The sequence below is a fragment of the Rhizobacter terrae genome (assembly GCF_003852895.1).
GTDB classification, from domain to species: domain Bacteria; phylum Pseudomonadota; class Gammaproteobacteria; order Burkholderiales; family Burkholderiaceae_C; genus Albitalea; species Albitalea terrae.
In genome coordinates, this window is record NZ_QUSW01000003.1 from 112,164 (window position 1) to 127,558 (window position 15,395).

The window sequence follows — 15,395 nt, forward strand, 5'->3', positions numbered from 1 at the left end:
ATCAGACCTTGGTGAGCCATTCGGCGTACTTGGGGTTGCGTCCATTCACGATGTCGAAGAACGCGCTCTGGATCTTCTCCGTGATCGGCCCGCGCGAACCCTTGCCGAGTTCGATGCGGTCCAGTTCGCGGATGGGCGTCACTTCCGCGGCGGTGCCGGTGAAGAAGGCCTCGTCGCAGATGTAGACCTCGTCGCGGGTGATGCGCTTCTCCACGAGCTTCAGGCCCAGGTCCTGGCAGATCGCGAAGATGGTGTTGCGGGTGATGCCGTTGAGCGCGCCGGCCGACAGGTCGGGCGTGTAGACCACGCCGTTCTTGATGACGAACAGGTTTTCGCCCGCGCCTTCGCTCACGAAGCCCGAGGCGTCCAGCAGCAGCGCCTCGTCGTAGCCGTCATCCGTCGCTTCCATGTTGGCGAGGATGGAGTTGGTGTAGTTGCTCACCGTCTTGGCCTGCGTCATCGTGATGTTGACGTGGTGGCGGGTGTAGCTGGAGGTCTTCACGCGGATGCCGCGCTTCAGGCCCTCTTCGCCGAGGTAGGCGCCCCAGGCCCAGGCGGCGATCATCAGGTGGATCTTGTTGCCCTTGGGGCTCACGCCCAGCTTCTCGGAGCCGATCCAGGTCAGCGGGCGCAGGTAGCAGCTTTCGAGCTTGTTCTCGCGCACCACTTGACGCTGCGCCTCCATCACCTGTTCCAAGGTGAAGGGAATCTTCATGCGCAGGATCTTGGCGCTGTTGAAGAGCCGCTCGGTGTGTTCGCGCAGGCGAAAGATGGCTGTACCGCCGGCCGTGTTGTAGGCCCGCACGCCTTCGAAGGCGCCGCAGCCATAGTGCAGGGTGTGAGTGAGAACGTGGATCTTCGCGTCTCGCCAGTCGACGAGTTCGCCATCCATCCAGATCTTGCCGTCGCGGTCGGCCATGGACATGGCTTGCCCCTTGAATTTATTCCGAAGGGGGCGATTTTACGGCGCGGGGACGGCGAGCCCGGGTTCAGGGCGCTCCAGCGTCCAGCGCTGCAAGCGGCCGTTGTCGAACACCAGCGCGACGCCCGCGCCTTGCGGGTCGGTCCAGCGGTAGGTCTCGGGCACGTCGCGCACCTTCACGCCCAGGCTCCTGGTGATGGTGAGCACCTGCATGAGCGTCATGCCGACCTTCAGCCGGGCATTGAACGCATCGGTATCTTCCAGGTCGCCCATGGGCGCGCCGGCGGCGTTCTTCATCACGCGCATGGACCGGTTGAACTGCAGCAGCAGCCAGAACACGACCAGGCTGATCGCGAAGAACACGCCCTGCCAGCCATAGGCCTGCCAGGCGGTGATCACGATGAGGACCGCGAGGATCCAGCCGATGGTCGGGTTCATGCGGCGGATGTTATGCGGACGGGTCGGCGAGACAGATGCGCAGTTCCCACATCCGGCGCGGTCTCGTCTCAGGCGAAGAAACCGGTACGCAGCGCGCGGGCCCATTCAGGCCGCCCGCCATCGTCCGCCCGCCGCGCGGCGCTCTCGTGGTCGTAGGGCACGCGGCGCAGCTCGACCTGCCAACCCGCGGGCTTGCGGGTGAGCACGGCATAGCTCGCATGGGGCGAGCCGTTCTCCACGATGTGCGGATGCGGATGGTCGTCGTCGTAGGCCTGCAGGCCCACGCTGCCCGGGTTGACCACCAGCCGGCCATCCGGCAGGCGCATCACCCGCGGGATGTGCGTGTGGCCGCAGAGGATCACGCCGTGCGCCACGCCACGCATGGCATCGCCCGCCCGCCCCTCAGCCTCGTCGAGGGTGGCCATGCGCAATCCGGGCGAGGCCGACCCCGTGAAGCCGGGCACCACCGTCTCCAGGAAATAGACGAGGTCGTTGTCCGGCGTGCCGTGGCAGCAGAACACCTCGTCGCTGAGCTGCAAGGTCTTGGGCAGGCCATGCAGCCAGTCGCGATGCACTGGGGTGACGCGCTCCACGGCGAAGGCATCCGACGCGCCCATCTTCTTCCGCGGGAAGGTCATCACCTGCCGCTCATGGTTGCCCGCGATGGTCGGCAGGTCCAGCGCCATCAAGCGGTCGGCCGTCTCGGCGATCCACAAGGGGCCGGAGAGGATGTCGCCCAGGTTCACCGTCACATCCGCGCCCACCGTCGCGATGTCCGCCAGCACGGCGTCGAGCGCGGGCAGGTTGCCGTGGATGTCGGAAATGGCAGCGATCTTCATGGCTCACAGACTCCTGGCGAGGTCGATGGCTTGCTCGATGCGTTCGACCGAATGGATGGTCAACCCCTCGATCGGCTTCTTGGGCGCATTCGCCTTGGGCACCACCGCCACGCTGAAACCGAGCTTGGCGGCTTCCTTCAGCCGTTCCTGCCCGCGCGGGGCGGGCCGCACCTCGCCGGCCAGGCCCACTTCGCCGAAGGCGATGAAGCCGCGCGGCAGGGGCTTGCCGCGCAGGCTGCTCTGGATTGCGAGCATGACGGCCAGGTCGGCCGCCGGCTCGCTGATGCGCACGCCGCCCACGGCGTTCACGAACACGTCCTGGTCGAAGCAGGCGATGCCGGCATGGCGGTGCAGCACGGCCAGCATCATCGCGAGGCGGTCGCGCTCCAGGCCGACGCTCAGCCGCCGCGGGCTCGGACCACCGGAGTCCACCAGCGCCTGGATTTCCACCAGCATCGGCCGCGTGCCCTCCAGCGTGACCAGCACGCAGGAGCCCGCCACCGGATCGCCATGCGTGGACAGGAAGATCGCACTCGGATTGGCCACGCCCTTCAGGCCCTTCTCCGTCATCGCGAACACGCCGATCTCATTCACCGCGCCGAAGCGGTTCTTGATGGCACGCACCAGGCGGAAGCTCGAATGCGTGTCGCCCTCGAAGTACAGCACCGTGTCCACGATGTGCTCCAGCACGCGCGGCCCGGCCAGCGCGCCTTCCTTGGTGACGTGCCCCACCAGCACGATGGTCGTGCCGCTGCCCTTGGCGGTTCGCGTGAGTTGCGCCGCGCACTCGCGCACCTGCGCCACCGAGCCGGGCGCGGAGCTGAGCTCCTCGGAATAGACGGTCTGGATGGAGTCGATCACGCACACCGCCGGCTTCTCCGCATCGATGGTGGCCGTGATCTTCTCCAGGTTGATCTCCGCCAGCACGCGCACCTTGGAGCCGTCCAGGCCCAGGCGGCGCGAGCGCAAGGCCACCTGCGCCCCCGACTCCTCGCCGGTCACGTACAGCGTGGGCATGCTGCGCGACAGCGAGTCCAGCGCCTGCAAGAGCAGCGTGGATTTGCCGATGCCCGGATCGCCGCCGATCAGCACCACGCCGCCCGACACGATGCCGCCGCCCAGCACGCGGTCCAGCTCGTCGATGCCCGTGGGCTGGCGGTCCACGTCGGAGGCCTCGATCTCCGACAGCGTGGCCACGGGCTGGCTCTTCGCCAGCGACTGGAAGCGGTTCTTCGACGCCCCCTCGGCCACGGATTCCACCAAGGTGTTCCAGGCTCCGCAGCTCGGGCACTTGCCCAGCCACTTGGGAGACGTGCCGCCGCATTCGCTGCAGGTGTAGATGGATTTCTCTTTCGCCATCGGACCATTGTCGCTGCGGGCAGGCCCGCTCCAATTAGGGATGGGCGACACCCCCAGGCAGGCGTATCACTGCTCTTCTCCAGACAACAACCGAGGAGACCGCGATGCCCTTCACCTGCTTCAACCGGAACATCCCCGACGAGGCGCACGAGAAGATCCAGTCCATGGGGCCCGCGGGCGTGCAGGCCTTCGCCTTCACGCCTTCGGGCGGCTGGGTGATCGTCGTGGAAGGCGGCTACTTTGCGCGCGGCATCCCCGACGAGTGCTTCAACAAGCTGGGCGAGTTCGTCAACGCCGGCCACAAGATCCGCAGCATCGCCTTCCCGCACGAGGGCGGCAACCGCTGGGTCATCGTGACCGACAAGACCTACTACGCCCGCAACATCCCCGACGAGTGCTACGACCGGCTGGGCACGATGTGGAACGCCGGCGCGCGGCCCACCTGCATTGCCTTCCCGCCGGCGGGCGGCAACCGCTGGGCCATCCTGGCGGGCAAGTCGCTGTACTGCCGCGGCATCGACGACGAATGCTTCCAGCTGCTGTGCAACTACGCGCAGGGCCTGCGGCCCGCACAGCGCGTGGCCTTCACGCCCTCGGGCGGCTGGGTCATCCTCGCGCAGGACCGCTACTACGCCCGCCGCATCCCCGACGAGTGCTACGACAAGATGGGCGCGATCGGCGCGAACTACTTCGTCGACCAGGTGAACTTCGCCGCCAGTGGAGGCTGGTCCATCATCTCCAACACGCCCAAGGTGGCCCTGGCTGCCGACCCGCTGCGCAACTTCGAGGGCCACATCCTGCAGGTGGGCGGCCAATGGCAGAGCATCCGCGACCGCATGGCTCACTACAAGGTGCCGGGCGTGAGCCTGGCGATGGTGAAGAACAACCAGGTCGCCTGGGCCACCACCTACGGCCAGGTCGAGGCCGGCAGCAGCGACTGGGTGCATGCGGACACGGTGTTCCAGGCGGCCTCGTGCAGCAAGCCGGTCACGTCGCTGGGCTTCCTGCGGCTGGTGCAGGACGGGATCATCGGCCTCGATGACGACGTGCATCCCAAGCTCGGCTGGACGCTGACCAAGCGGCCCTGCGTGCAGGCGTCGTGGGAGGCCAAGGTCACGCTGAGGCGGCTCTTGCAGCACCGCGGCGGCATCATCGGCCGCGGCGCGACCAACCCGACGAACTCGTGCTCGAACTTCGACGATGGCGGCGGCGGGGGCTTCGGGGGCTACCCCAACGTGTCGGGCGTGGGCGTGCCCACCACCATCGAGGTGCTCGACGGCCATTCCAACCGGGCCGGCGTGACGGTGAACTCGCACAAGGTGCAGCTGGTGTACGAGCCGGGCTCGATGTCCGCCTATTCCGGCGAAGGCTTCGTGCTGATGCAGCAGCTGCTGGAGCACCAGCGCGGCGTGGCGCTGCGCGACTGGATGGGCGCGCACGTGCTGGCGCCGGCGGGCATGACGCGATCCTCCTACTCGCTCATCGCACCGGCCTACAGCGGGCCGCCGGCCGCGGGTCATGGGTCCAACGGCGAGGTCATCAACGGCAAGCGCAACCGCTACCCGGAGAGCTCGGCCGCGGGCCTGTACACCACCGCCAGCGACCTGTGCCGCTACGTCATCGCCATCAACCAGGGCGGCACCATCGGCGGCCAGGATCTGATCGACAGCACCCGCTACCAGGCGATGATGAACGACTCGCTGGGCATGCCCACGGGCAACATCGGCGCCGACAGCGAATGGTTCACCCACAACGGGGCGAACGCCGGCTTCCGCTGCATGTTCAAGGGCTACCCGAAGAAGAAGGCGGGCTTTGCGATCCTGACCAATGGGGACGCGGGCGACACGCTGTACGGCGAGATCGTGGCGGCACTGGTCAGTGCCTATTCGTTGGAGTGAGCGTTGGAGTGAGGCTCACTCGGCCGGCTTGCCGCGCAGGGCCTTGACCTCGCTGCGCCGGCTCTTGCCTTCGAGCCGGCGCTTCTTGGAGCCGAGCGTGGGTCGGGTTGCCCGGCGCGCCTTGGGCGGCCGGGCGAACTGGTCCACGATCTCCTGCAGCCGGCGCAAGGCGTCGGCGCGGTTCATGTCCTGGGTGCGGTGAGTCTGCGCCTTGAGCACCAGCACGCCTTCGTCGGTGATGCGCTGGTCGTTCGAGGCCAGCAGCCGGGCCTTCACGTCTTCGGGCAGGGACGACGCGGCGATGTCAAAGCGCAGGTGGATGGCGCTGGACACCTTGTTGACGTTCTGCCCGCCCGCGCCCTGGGCGCGGATGGCCGTCAGCTCGACCTCGGCGGGATCGATGGTGGGCATGGATTCACGGTTCGCCGACAACCTGTGTCGGCACCCGCAGCGCGAGCGCGCACATCAGCTCGTAGCCCACCGTGCCGGCGGCATGCGCCACCTCGTCGATGGACAGCACGCTGCCGTTGGGCCCGCGGCCCCACAGCGTGGCCAGGCTGCCGATGCGGGCCTGGGGCACAGGCGTCAGGTCCACCGTCACCATGTCCATGGACACCCGTCCGACCAGACGCGTGCGAATACCGTCCACCAGCACCGGAGTGCCGGTGGGCGCCAGGCGGGGGTAGCCGTCTGCATAGCCGCAGGCCACGACGCCGATGCGCATGGGCCGGTCGGCGGTGAAGGCGCTGCCGTAGCCCACGGTGCTGCCGGCGTTCAGCGCCTGGATGCCGATGAGCTCGGCCTGCAAGGTCATGGTGGGCTGCAAGTCCCAGTGCGCGATGTCGTGCACCGGGAAGTCGGGCGAGGAGCCGTAGCTCATGATGCCCGGGCGGATCCAGTCGCCGCGCACCTCGGCCGATTCGCCCGCGAAGCGCAGCGTGGCCGCGCTGTTGCACAGCGAGCGCTCGCCCGGCAGGTCGCGCGTGGCCGCCTCGAAGGCAGCGAGCGCTTCGTGAACGCCGCGTTCGCCGTCGGCATCCGCGAAATGGGTCATGAGGGTGATGCCGTCCACCTGCGTGAGGCCTGACAGCCGCAGCCACGCCGCGCGGTAGGCCGCGGGCGGGAATCCCAGGCGGTTCATGCCGCTGTTGAGCTTGAGGAAGACCTGGTGCGGCCACTGGGTCTTGTGGGCGGCCAGCCAGTCGATCTGCTCCTCGCGGTGCACGGTGTGCCACAGGTTCAGCCGGGAGCAGGTCTCCAGGTCGCGGGCGTCGAAGCAGCCTTCCAGCATCAGGATGGGCCCGCGCCAGCCCAGGGCCCGGATCCGCTCGGCCTCGGCGAAGTCCAGCAGCGCGAAGCCGTCGGCGCCTTGCAGCCCGGCGTAGGCACGCTCGATGCCATGGCCATAGGCATTGGCCTTGACCACCGCCCAGACCTTCGCGTCGGGGGCAGCCCGGCGTGCCCGGGCAATGTTGTGCGCAAGCGCGTCGGTGTGGATCAGGGCTTCGATCGGGCGGGGCATGAGCAATTCTGACGCACCCGCGTCCGCGGGGGTATGACTTGCCAGGGAGCTGCCATGACCCGCATGCTATAACCCGCGCCGCGGGGAGACATACCGGCGACCCGGGAGACATCGTTTGTTGAAGCGGCAGTTGGCGTTGGAAAACAGTCCGGGATCGGGACGCAGAGTCGGGAAGAAGGCTGAACCGGCCAAGCGCGGTCCAGCCCGTGGGGCGCCAGGAGTCGAATGAAAAAAGGCTTCTACACCATCATGTCAGCGCAGTTCTTCAGCTCGCTGGCAGACAACGCGTTGTTCGTCGCGGCGGTGGAGCTGCTGCGCTCGTCCCACCAGCCCGAGTGGCAGCGTGCGGCCCTCGTGCCGATGTTCGCACTGTTCTACGTGATCCTCGCCCCCTTCGTCGGCGCCTTCGCCGACGCCGTACCCAAGGGCAAGGTGATGTTCTTCTCCAACCTCATCAAGGTGGTGGGCTGCCTGATGATGCTGTTCGGCACGCATCCGCTGCTGTCCTACGCCATCGTGGGGCTGGGCGCGGCGGCCTACTCGCCGGCCAAGTACGGCATCCTGACCGAATTGCTGCCCAACTCGCAGCTGGTGAAGGCCAACGGCTGGATCGAGGGCCTGACCATCAGCTCCATCATCCTGGGCGTGGTGCTGGGCGGGCAACTGATGAAGCCGGTCATGGCCTCGCACCTGCTGGCGCTGGACCTGCCGTGGGTCGACACCGGCATCGACACCCCGCCCGAGGCAGCCATTGCGTCGATGATCGCGCTGTACGTCATCGCGGCGCTGTTCAACCTCAAGATTCCCCGCACCTCCGCACCGCTGCAGCCGCTGGCGCACTCGGCCAGCGCCCTGGTGCGCGACTTCTCCAACTGCAACGCCCGGCTGTGGAACGACAAGCTCGGGCAGATCTCGCTGGCCACCACCACCTTGTTCTGGGGCGTGTCAGGCAACCTGCGCTACATCGTGCTGGCCTGGGCGCTGGCCGCCCTGGGCTACACCACGTCGGACGCCTCCACGCTGGTCGGCGTGGTGGCGGTGGGAACGGCCTTCGGCGCCATCATCGCCTCCATGCGCATGCGGCTGGACCAGGCCACCGGCGTGATCCCGCTGGGCATCGCCATGGGGCTGGTGGTGATCGTCATGAACGTCATCACCAACGTCTACGTCGCGGCGCCCTTCCTCGTCGCCCTGGGTGCCATCGGCGGATACCTCGTGGTACCGATGAACGCCCTGCTGCAGCACCGCGGTCACAACCTGATGGGCGCGGGCCGCTCCATCGCCGTGCAGAACTTCAACGAGCAGGCCTGCATCCTCGGCCTGGGCGCGTTCTACACCGGCATGACCAAGCTGGGCATGTCAGCCTTCGGCGCCATCACCGTGTTCGGCCTGACGGTGGCGTTCACGATGTGGCTGATCCGCCGCTGGCACCTCAACAACTGCATCAAGCACAAGGACGAGGTCGACCACTTGCTGGCACTGGCACGCCACGACAGGCACTGACTACGCTTCCACCTTCTTGCGCTGCGCCTTGGCCTGGGGCTCCGGCGTGTCGCCGTCCAGGGTGCCCTCGATCTGCGAGGCCCAGGTGACGCCCACCTTGCGGTAGCCGGTGCGGGTGAGGTGGATCTCGTTGATCCAGTCGCCGCTCTGGCCGGTGGTGTTCGGCTCGGCCGCATCCACGGGCACCGTCAGCGAGTTGAAGAAGTGCACGTTCGGGAAACGGGCCGGGTCTTCCGCGATCTCGCCCAGCAGCGTGCCCAGGCGGGTCAGCAGTTCCTTGGCCAGGGCCGGGCCATCGGCCGAGGGGATCTGGAACTTCTGCAGCGAAGGCAGCAGCCACGGCCCCATGCCGAAGCCCGCGCCCGCCGGGCGTGGGGTGGGCACGGCGTAGCCATGCATGAACACCGGCGCGCCGCGCGACAGGCCCTGGTCGCGCAGGCCCAGCAGGTGCTCGAAGTTGGCCCGCAGGTAGCCGCAGAAGGTGTCCCAGCCTTCGTCGCTGAGGAAGCGGCTGGCGCCCTGCTCCGCCGGGCCCCATTCATCAGGTGTCAGCAGCAGCCGCAGGTGTCGCGGCACGGGCTGGCCGGCATCGTCCAGGGCGGGAGAGCCCACCGCTTCGATCAGGTCGTTGCCGCCGCAGGACAGGAGCAGGCCGTCCCAGATGCGCTGGCGGTGGCCACACAGCAGGTCCACGAAATTCGGGTCGGTGTTGATCTGGGACATGCGCTTGAGCGTGTCGCCCGGCTTGGCGCAGTTCACCGCGCAGGCGCTGCGCAGGAACACCATCTCGAACAGCAGGTTGGAATTGGCCACCGGGTTGAGCGTGCCGATGGAGAACCAGGAGTCGCCTTCGGCCAGGAAGCGGAAGCCGAATTCCGAGAACGGGGGCGGCTCGCTGGAGAACGCCTGGGCGGGCTGGAAGATGTCGAGCTTGGGCATCGCAAACTCCTCGTCGCTGGGACTCGCAACTTACTCCCCTGCCATGCCCCGCGCAATCCGGCGAATTAGGGCTGCATGGACAATGCCGCCCGTGCCGACCTCCCGCCCTACCTCCCACCCGATCGTCCCCGTCCTCGCCCTGATGTTCAACGCCCTGGTCTGGGGCTGTTCGTGGTGGCCGTTCCGCCAGCTGCAGGCCCAGGGGCTGCACCCGCTGTGGGCCACGGTGATGGTGTACGTGGTGGCGGTGACGAGCATCGGCCTGGTCCGGCCGCAGGCCTTCAGCCAGCTGGCACGCACGCCGACGCTGTGGATCCTGGTGGTGGCCTCGGGCTGCACCAATGCGGCCTTCAACTGGGCGGTGTCCATCGGCGACGTGGTGCGGGTGGTGCTGCTGTTCTACCTCATGCCCCTGTGGACGGTGCTGCTCGCCCGGGTGCTGCTGCATGAGCCGCTGACGCCGATGGCTGGCATCCGCGTGGTCGGGGCGCTGGTGGGCGCGGGCATCGTGCTGTGGCCCGAGGGACGCGGCCTGAGCTGGGACGCCCTGCCCTACCCGCGGGCGCTGCCGGACTGGCTGGGCGTGGCCGGAGGCTTCTCATTCGCGCTGAACAACGTGATGCTGCGGCGTGAAGCGGCCCGGCCGCAGGAAGGCCGGGCGCTGGCGATGTTCACCGGCGGGGTGGTCGTGTCGGCGACCTTGGCGGCCACGCTCTCCAGCCAGGGCATGGCCCCGTGGCCACCGGCCTTGACCGGCTGGTGGGCGATGGTTGCCCTGGTGCTGGCAGCGGTGTTCATCCTGAGCAACCTGTCGCTGCAGTACGGCGCGGCCCGGCTGCCGGCCAACGTGACCTCGGTGGTGATGCTCAGCGAGGTGGTGTTCGCGTCGGTTTCGGCAGTGGCGCTGGGCGGCGGGCGGCTGACGGTGCCGCTCGTGATGGGTGGGGCGCTGATCATCGGGGCGGCGCTGCTGGCAGCGTCGCAGGGCGGCAATCACTAGGGACCCTACAAACCCCTTGCCCTGCGTTTCTCAAGTCGGCGCGACACCGGCGACTCGGGGTCGCGCCCGGCAAACCCCGGATCCAGCGTGCGCAGTGCGTTCAACAGCTCCGCCTCCACCACCGGCTTGGTCAGGTAGGCATCACAACCGGCGAGTGAGCCGCGCACCTTGTCCATCGCACCGCTCAGGCCGGTGACCATGACCACCTTCGGCGCCACGCCCGCGAATTCCGCGTTGTGCTTGAGCATCTGGCAGATGCGCAGGCCATCCAGCCCCGAGGGCGGACCCAGCACGATGTCCAGGAAGGCCAGCACGAAGCGCTCGCGGCGCAGCAGGGTCATCGCCTCTTCGCCGTCGTGGGCGAGGTGCACGCGGTAGCCCAATTGCTGCAGCCTCACCTGCAAGAAGCGGCGGGCGATGGCGCTGTCCTCGGCCACCAGCACGTCGGGGCCGGAGCCTGTTTCCCCGGAATCAAAGGCGCCGAAGCTGGAGGCGCTCGCATCCACCACGATGCCGCCCAGCTCGTGCGTGGCGGCAATATCGTCGGCGATGGCGGCGCGCAGCTCACCGGGCGCGGACTGGCGGTGCTCCACCAGCGAGTCGAGTTCGCGCAGGATGTGCACCGGATCGATCGGCCGCTGCAGCCAGGCCATCGCACCCTGCGGCGCGTGGGCGCCGACGAAGACGGTCTCGCGGGTGCGGCCGGACTCGATCACGTCCTGCAGCGAGGCAGCGCTGTCGGCATCGGCCACCACGAAATCGCTGCGGATGAGGTCGTCGGCCTGCACGTAGGCCGGCGTGCGGTTGGCGGCCAGGCGAAAGAAGGACGCGAGCGTCTCGCGCTCGAACGCACTGAACCCCTGGAGAGCGACGGTGTAGCGCTCGCTGGTCGGCGCTGTCATGTTGTTATGTCCTCCGGACTGCACCGCTGTCAGCGGCCCGCGAATGGTCGGCGCTGGGCCTTGCCGGGTCAAGCATGAAAGCTAGGGAGTGCCGCGCTACCATGACAAAGTTTGCTCACCCACCCAAGGACACCCCATGGCCGGCAGCGTCTACGACTTCGAAGCGATCTCCATCGAGGGGAAACCCGCTCACCTTTCCACCCAGCGAGGCAAGGTGCTGCTCATCGTCAACACCGCCAGCGCCTGCGGCTTCACGCCCCAGTTCGCCGGCCTGGAAAGCCTGTGGGAGACCTACCGCGACCAGGGCCTCGTGGTGCTAGGGTTCCCCAGCAACGAGTTCGGCAGCCAGGACCCCGGCAGCAACGACGAGATCGCCTCGTTCTGCTCGCTGAACTACGGCGTGAGCTTCCCGATGATGAGCAAGGTCGAGGTGAACGGCGCCAAGGCGCACCCGCTGTGGAAGTGGCTCACCGCCGAGGCGCGCGGCGTGCTGGGCACCCAGTCCATCAAGTGGAACTTCACCAAGTTCCTCGTCGGCCGCGACGGCCATGTCATCAAGCGCTACGCGCCCACCGACACGCCGGAATCGATCAAGAAGGACATCGAGGCCGCCCTCGCCAAGGCCGCCTGAAGCCGCCACGTTTCACTTTTCACCCTTCACGCTTCACACCACCACATGTTTCAGCATCTCGACCCCTACGCCGGCGACCCCATCCTCTCGCTCAACGAGGCCTACGGCAACGACCCACGCCCGCACAAGATCAACCTGTCCATCGGCATCTACTTCGACGATGCCAACCACATCCCCGTGCTGGGGTGCGTGAAGGAAGCCGAGGCGCAGCTGCTGGCCGAGGGCGCGGCCAAGCCCTACCTGCCCATCGAAGGTGCGCCGGCCTGCCGCCGCGAAGTGCAGAAGCTGCTGTTCGGCGCCGAGCACGAGGCGGTGAAGAGCGGACGCATTGCCACGCTGCAGACGGTGGGCTCCAGCGGCGGCCTGAAAGTGGGCGCCGATTTCCTCAAGCGCTGGTTCCCGGCCAGCCAGGTGTGGGTGAGCGACCCGACCTGGGACAACCACCGCGCGATGTTCGAAGGCTCCGGCCTCACGGTGAACACCTACCCGTACTACGACGCGGCCACCGGCGGCCTGAAGTTCGACGCCATGCTCGCCGCGCTGCGCACGCTGCCGGCCAGGAGCATCGTGCTGCTGCACGCCTGCTGCCACAACCCGACGGGCGTGGACCTCACGCCTGAGCAGTGGAAGGCGCTCATCCCCGTGCTGCGCGAGCGCGAGCTGCTGCCCTACCTGGACCTGGCCTACCAGGGCTACGGCGACGGCATCGACGAAGACGCCTTCGCGGTGCGCGAGCTGGCCAGTTCCGGGCTGTCGTTCTTCATCGCGAATTCCTTCTCCAAGAGCATGAGCCTGTACGGCGAGCGCGCCGGCGCCCTGAGCGTGGTGTGCCCGAGCGCGGCCGAAGCCGAGCTGGTGCTGGGCCAGCTCAAGGCCACCGTGCGCCGCAACTATTCGAGCCCGCCCATCCACGCCGGCCTGGTGGTGGCCAAGGTGCTGTCCGAACCCAAGCTGCGTGCGGCCTGGGAGGCGGACGTGGCCGCGATGCGCGAGCGCATCCTCGCGATGCGCAAGGCCCTGCACGGCGTGCTGAGCAAGAAGCTGCCGGGCCGCAACTTCGACTACTTCCTGACCCAGCGCGGCATGTTCAGCTACACCGGGCTGACGGCCGCCCAGGTGGACCGCCTGCGCGAGGAGCATGCGGTCTACCTCGTGCGCTCGGGACGGATGTGCGTGGCGGGACTGAATACCCGCAATGTGGAAGCCACGGCTGTGGCAATGGCGGCGGTGCTGGCCTGACGGGTGCCCGGTTGCAGCCGGCTACAAACCGGCTGCCCCTCTTGCATCCAGTTGGACGCCCCCGGCGTATCTTTCGCCGCGAGCCGAGATTTCTCGCAGGTGCCGTGTAAGAAGTCCGCGGCCCCGGCGACATAACACTCGCAAGCTCCAAGGTGACATTCATCGAACCGGTGCCTGCAACCTTGCTGAATCAAGCGTCCAACCAACTTTTCAAGAGGAAATCATCATGCTGAACCAACTCAAGTCGGGCGTTGCCCTCGCCTCCGCCGCTGCCGCCCTGTTCGCCGTGACCGCCAGCGTGTCCACGCAAGTCCAGGCTGCCGACGAAGCCACCGTGAAGTGCGCCGGCGTCAACACCTGCAAGGGCACCTCCGAGTGCGCCACCGCCAAGAGCGGCTGCAAGGGCCAGAACGGCTGCAAGGGCCAAGGCTGGGTCAGCAAGACCGCCACCGAGTGCAAGGCCGCCGGCGGCACCGTCCTGAAGTAATCCTGGTTTCAGCCAGGGAAGTCTCCAAGAGCGACCAGAAGTTCCGGCGCGTGGCCCAGTCCCGCGCCGGCTTTTTGCATTTCAACTGACACTTCCGAGATGAGCGCCCTCACCGGTTTCGGCCTCGGGCTTCGCACCGAGCATTACGCCGACTTCGTGGACCACAAGCCGCGCGTGGACTGGCTGGAGGTCATCTCCGAGAACTACATGGTGCCCGGCGGCAAGCCGCTGCACTACCTGGACACCATCCGCCGCGATCACCCGATGGTGATGCACGGCGTGTCGCTGTCCATCGGCTCATCCGATGAGCTGAACCTCGGCTACCTGCGCGACCTGAAGGCGCTGGCCGACCGCATCCAGCCGGCGTGGATCTCCGACCACCTGTGTTGGACCGGCGTGGACCACCACAACCTGCATGACCTGCTGCCCATGCCCTACACCGAGGAAGCCTTGCAGCACCTCGTGCGGCGGGTGTCGCAGGTGCAGGACGTCCTCGGCCGCCGGCTGCTGCTGGAGAACGTGTCCAGCTACGTGGCATTTGCCGGCGACGAGATGAGCGAGTGGGAATTCATTGCCGAGCTCGCGAAGCGCGCCGACTGCGAGCTGCTGCTGGACGTGAACAACGTCTACGTGTCCAGCCGCAACCACGGCTTCGACCCGAAGCGCTTCATCGACGCGATGCCGCGCGAGCGGGTGCGGCAGATCCACCTCGCCGGCCACGAGGACAACGGCACCCACGTGATCGACACCCACGACCACCCGGTGTGCGATGCGGTGTGGGACCTGTACGGCCACACCGTACGCCGGCTGGGCGCGGTGCCGACGATGATCGAACGCGACGACAACATCCCGTCGCTGGATGAACTGCTGGCCGAGCTGGACGTGGCACGGCGCATCCAGGCCGAGGCCTTGGCTGCCGAGGTCACGGCATGAACACCCTGGCCGAACAGCAGCGCGCGATGCAGCGCGCCATCACCACCCGGCAGGACGCAGGCGGCCTGCTTCGCGGCCTGCGCGGCGAGCCGCCGATGCTGCGCATCTACCAGCATGCCTACGAGGTGCGCCTCGTGGCGGCATTGCGCGACAACTTCGGCGTGCTGCCGCAGGTGATGGGCGACGAGGCTTTCGACACATTGGCCCGCGCCTACGTCGAGGCCCACCCCTCGCAGTTCCCGTCGATCCGCTGGTTCGGCGACGAGCTGCCGGCTTTCATGGCCGCGCACGAGGACCTGGTGCCGCACCCGGCGCTGGTCGACCTGGCCCGCATGGAGTGGGCGCTGCGTGGCGCCTTCGACGCCGCCGACGGCACGCCCATCGATGCGGGTGCACTGGCTGCGATCGCACCTGAGCAGTGGGCGGACCTGGTGTTCACTGCGCTGCCCAGCGTCCATTTGCTTCCCATGCACTGGGCGGTGGAGCCGGTGTGGCGCGCCCTGCAATCCGTGGACGAGGGCGAGGAGCCCGAGCTGCCCGAGCCTGTCGAACATGCCCACGCCCTGCTCGTGTGGCGACAAGGTTTGGAGAACCGCTGGCGTTCGCTGGAGGTCGCCCAGGCCGACCTGCTGCAGGCGGCGCTGGACGGCGCGGACTTCGGCCGCCTGTGCGAGCTGGCCGCGACGCAGGCGGGCGACGACCAGGCCGCTCAGGTGGCCGTCCAGGCCTTGCAATCGTGGCTGGCGGACGGATTGCTGCTCGGCACGCGCGTGGCCGACTGAC

The 15,395-nt window shown here is 67.9% G+C and carries 16 protein-coding genes; 8 read left to right on the top strand and 8 right to left on the bottom strand.

Going from position 1 to position 15,395, the window contains the following annotated elements:
• Position 1: 1 nt before the first annotated feature.
• From DZC73_RS12015 to radA, 4 genes are all read right to left on the bottom strand, one after another.
• A complete protein-coding gene (locus tag DZC73_RS12015) occupies positions 2-925 on the bottom strand; it encodes a branched-chain amino acid transaminase (protein WP_124540497.1) in 924 nt (307 codons plus the stop codon).
• 36 nt (positions 926-961) lie between these two features.
• Entirely contained in the window at positions 962-1,360 is a 399-nt protein-coding gene (locus DZC73_RS12020; protein ID WP_124540498.1) for a hypothetical protein, read from the bottom strand.
• A 68-nt stretch (positions 1,361-1,428) separates the two neighbouring features.
• Positions 1,429-2,199: a metallophosphoesterase family protein gene (locus DZC73_RS12025; protein ID WP_124540499.1), complete on the bottom strand. Its 771-nt coding sequence runs from the start codon at positions 2,197-2,199 to the stop codon at positions 1,429-1,431.
• A gap of 3 nt (positions 2,200-2,202) precedes the next feature.
• A complete protein-coding gene (radA, locus tag DZC73_RS12030) occupies positions 2,203-3,558 on the bottom strand; it encodes a DNA repair protein RadA (RefSeq protein WP_124540500.1) in 1,356 nt (451 codons plus the stop codon).
• A 104-nt stretch (positions 3,559-3,662) separates the two neighbouring features.
• Between radA and DZC73_RS12035 the strand changes: the two genes are divergently transcribed.
• Complete coding sequence (locus tag DZC73_RS12035) at positions 3,663-5,456, top strand: serine hydrolase domain-containing protein (protein ID WP_124540501.1); 1,794 nt, start codon at positions 3,663-3,665, stop codon at positions 5,454-5,456.
• Positions 5,457-5,471: 15 nt separating this feature from the next.
• On the opposite strand, the gene arfB is transcribed toward DZC73_RS12035, so the two are convergent.
• Together arfB and alr are read right to left on the bottom strand one after the other, a co-directional pair.
• Positions 5,472-5,867: an alternative ribosome rescue aminoacyl-tRNA hydrolase ArfB gene (gene arfB / locus DZC73_RS12040; protein ID WP_124540502.1), complete on the bottom strand. Its 396-nt coding sequence runs from the start codon at positions 5,865-5,867 to the stop codon at positions 5,472-5,474.
• Positions 5,868-5,871: 4 nt separating this feature from the next.
• On the bottom strand, positions 5,872-6,978 hold the full coding sequence (alr, locus tag DZC73_RS12045; RefSeq protein WP_124540503.1) for an alanine racemase: 1,107 nt from the start codon (positions 6,976-6,978) through the stop codon (positions 5,872-5,874).
• 225 nt (positions 6,979-7,203) lie between these two features.
• On the opposite strand from alr, the gene lplT reads away from it, so the two are divergent.
• Complete coding sequence (gene lplT / locus DZC73_RS12050) at positions 7,204-8,481, top strand: lysophospholipid transporter LplT (protein WP_124540504.1); 1,278 nt, start codon at positions 7,204-7,206, stop codon at positions 8,479-8,481.
• Here the strand turns inward: lplT and DZC73_RS12055 are convergent, their stop codons facing one another.
• Positions 8,482-9,420, bottom strand: a complete 939-nt coding sequence (locus DZC73_RS12055) for a hypothetical protein (RefSeq protein WP_124540505.1) — start codon at positions 9,418-9,420, stop codon at positions 8,482-8,484.
• Between the two features lie 82 nt (positions 9,421-9,502).
• Here DZC73_RS12055 and DZC73_RS12060 point away from each other — a divergent pair, with 82 nt between their 5' ends.
• Positions 9,503-10,420, top strand: coding sequence for a DMT family transporter (locus tag DZC73_RS12060; RefSeq protein WP_124540506.1), 918 nt, complete (start codon positions 9,503-9,505; stop codon positions 10,418-10,420).
• A gap of 5 nt (positions 10,421-10,425) precedes the next feature.
• Here the strand turns inward: DZC73_RS12060 and DZC73_RS12065 are convergent, their stop codons facing one another.
• On the bottom strand, positions 10,426-11,322 hold the full coding sequence (locus DZC73_RS12065; protein WP_124540507.1) for a response regulator: 897 nt from the start codon (positions 11,320-11,322) through the stop codon (positions 10,426-10,428).
• Between the two features lie 136 nt (positions 11,323-11,458).
• Here DZC73_RS12065 and DZC73_RS12070 point away from each other — a divergent pair, with 136 nt between their 5' ends.
• From DZC73_RS12070 to DZC73_RS12090, 5 genes are all read left to right on the top strand, one after another.
• The gene (locus DZC73_RS12070; RefSeq protein WP_124540508.1) at positions 11,459-11,953 is read left to right on the top strand and encodes a glutathione peroxidase; all 495 of its coding nucleotides are present in this window, start codon (positions 11,459-11,461) and stop codon (positions 11,951-11,953) included.
• Positions 11,954-11,998: 45 nt separating this feature from the next.
• Positions 11,999-13,192, top strand: coding sequence for an amino acid aminotransferase (locus DZC73_RS12075; RefSeq protein ID WP_124540509.1), 1,194 nt, complete (start codon positions 11,999-12,001; stop codon positions 13,190-13,192).
• Between the two features lie 226 nt (positions 13,193-13,418).
• Positions 13,419-13,679, top strand: a complete 261-nt coding sequence (gene bufA2, locus DZC73_RS12080; protein WP_198414841.1) for a BufA2 family periplasmic bufferin-type metallophore — start codon at positions 13,419-13,421, stop codon at positions 13,677-13,679.
• Between the two features lie 99 nt (positions 13,680-13,778).
• The gene (gene bufB, locus DZC73_RS12085) at positions 13,779-14,612 is read left to right on the top strand and encodes an MNIO family bufferin maturase (protein ID WP_124540510.1); all 834 of its coding nucleotides are present in this window, start codon (positions 13,779-13,781) and stop codon (positions 14,610-14,612) included.
• The gene (locus tag DZC73_RS12090; protein WP_124540511.1) at positions 14,609-15,394 is read left to right on the top strand and encodes an HvfC/BufC N-terminal domain-containing protein; all 786 of its coding nucleotides are present in this window, start codon (positions 14,609-14,611) and stop codon (positions 15,392-15,394) included. The genes bufB and DZC73_RS12090 overlap by 4 nt, the downstream gene beginning before the upstream one ends.
• The last annotated feature ends 1 nt before the right edge of the window (position 15,395 follow it).

Coding starts and splice junctions, on each gene's coding strand:
- DZC73_RS12015 (WP_124540497.1), bottom strand. CDS start 925: ATGTCCATGGCCGACCGCGACGGCAAGATCTGGATGGATGGCGAACTC.
- DZC73_RS12020 (WP_124540498.1), bottom strand. CDS start 1,360: ATGAACCCGACCATCGGCTGGATCCTCGCGGTCCTCATCGTGATCACC.
- DZC73_RS12025 (WP_124540499.1), bottom strand. CDS start 2,199: ATGAAGATCGCTGCCATTTCCGACATCCACGGCAACCTGCCCGCGCTC.
- radA (WP_124540500.1), bottom strand. CDS start 3,558: ATGGCGAAAGAGAAATCCATCTACACCTGCAGCGAATGCGGCGGCACG.
- DZC73_RS12035 (WP_124540501.1), top strand. CDS start 3,663: ATGCCCTTCACCTGCTTCAACCGGAACATCCCCGACGAGGCGCACGAG.
- arfB (WP_124540502.1), bottom strand. CDS start 5,867: ATGCCCACCATCGATCCCGCCGAGGTCGAGCTGACGGCCATCCGCGCC.
- alr (WP_124540503.1), bottom strand. CDS start 6,978: ATGCCCCGCCCGATCGAAGCCCTGATCCACACCGACGCGCTTGCGCAC.
- lplT (WP_124540504.1), top strand. CDS start 7,204: ATGAAAAAAGGCTTCTACACCATCATGTCAGCGCAGTTCTTCAGCTCG.
- DZC73_RS12055 (WP_124540505.1), bottom strand. CDS start 9,420: ATGCCCAAGCTCGACATCTTCCAGCCCGCCCAGGCGTTCTCCAGCGAG.
- DZC73_RS12060 (WP_124540506.1), top strand. CDS start 9,503: ATGCCGCCCGTGCCGACCTCCCGCCCTACCTCCCACCCGATCGTCCCC.
- DZC73_RS12065 (WP_124540507.1), bottom strand. CDS start 11,322: ATGACAGCGCCGACCAGCGAGCGCTACACCGTCGCTCTCCAGGGGTTC.
- DZC73_RS12070 (WP_124540508.1), top strand. CDS start 11,459: ATGGCCGGCAGCGTCTACGACTTCGAAGCGATCTCCATCGAGGGGAAA.
- DZC73_RS12075 (WP_124540509.1), top strand. CDS start 11,999: ATGTTTCAGCATCTCGACCCCTACGCCGGCGACCCCATCCTCTCGCTC.
- bufA2 (WP_198414841.1), top strand. CDS start 13,419: ATGCTGAACCAACTCAAGTCGGGCGTTGCCCTCGCCTCCGCCGCTGCC.
- bufB (WP_124540510.1), top strand. CDS start 13,779: ATGAGCGCCCTCACCGGTTTCGGCCTCGGGCTTCGCACCGAGCATTAC.
- DZC73_RS12090 (WP_124540511.1), top strand. CDS start 14,609: ATGAACACCCTGGCCGAACAGCAGCGCGCGATGCAGCGCGCCATCACC.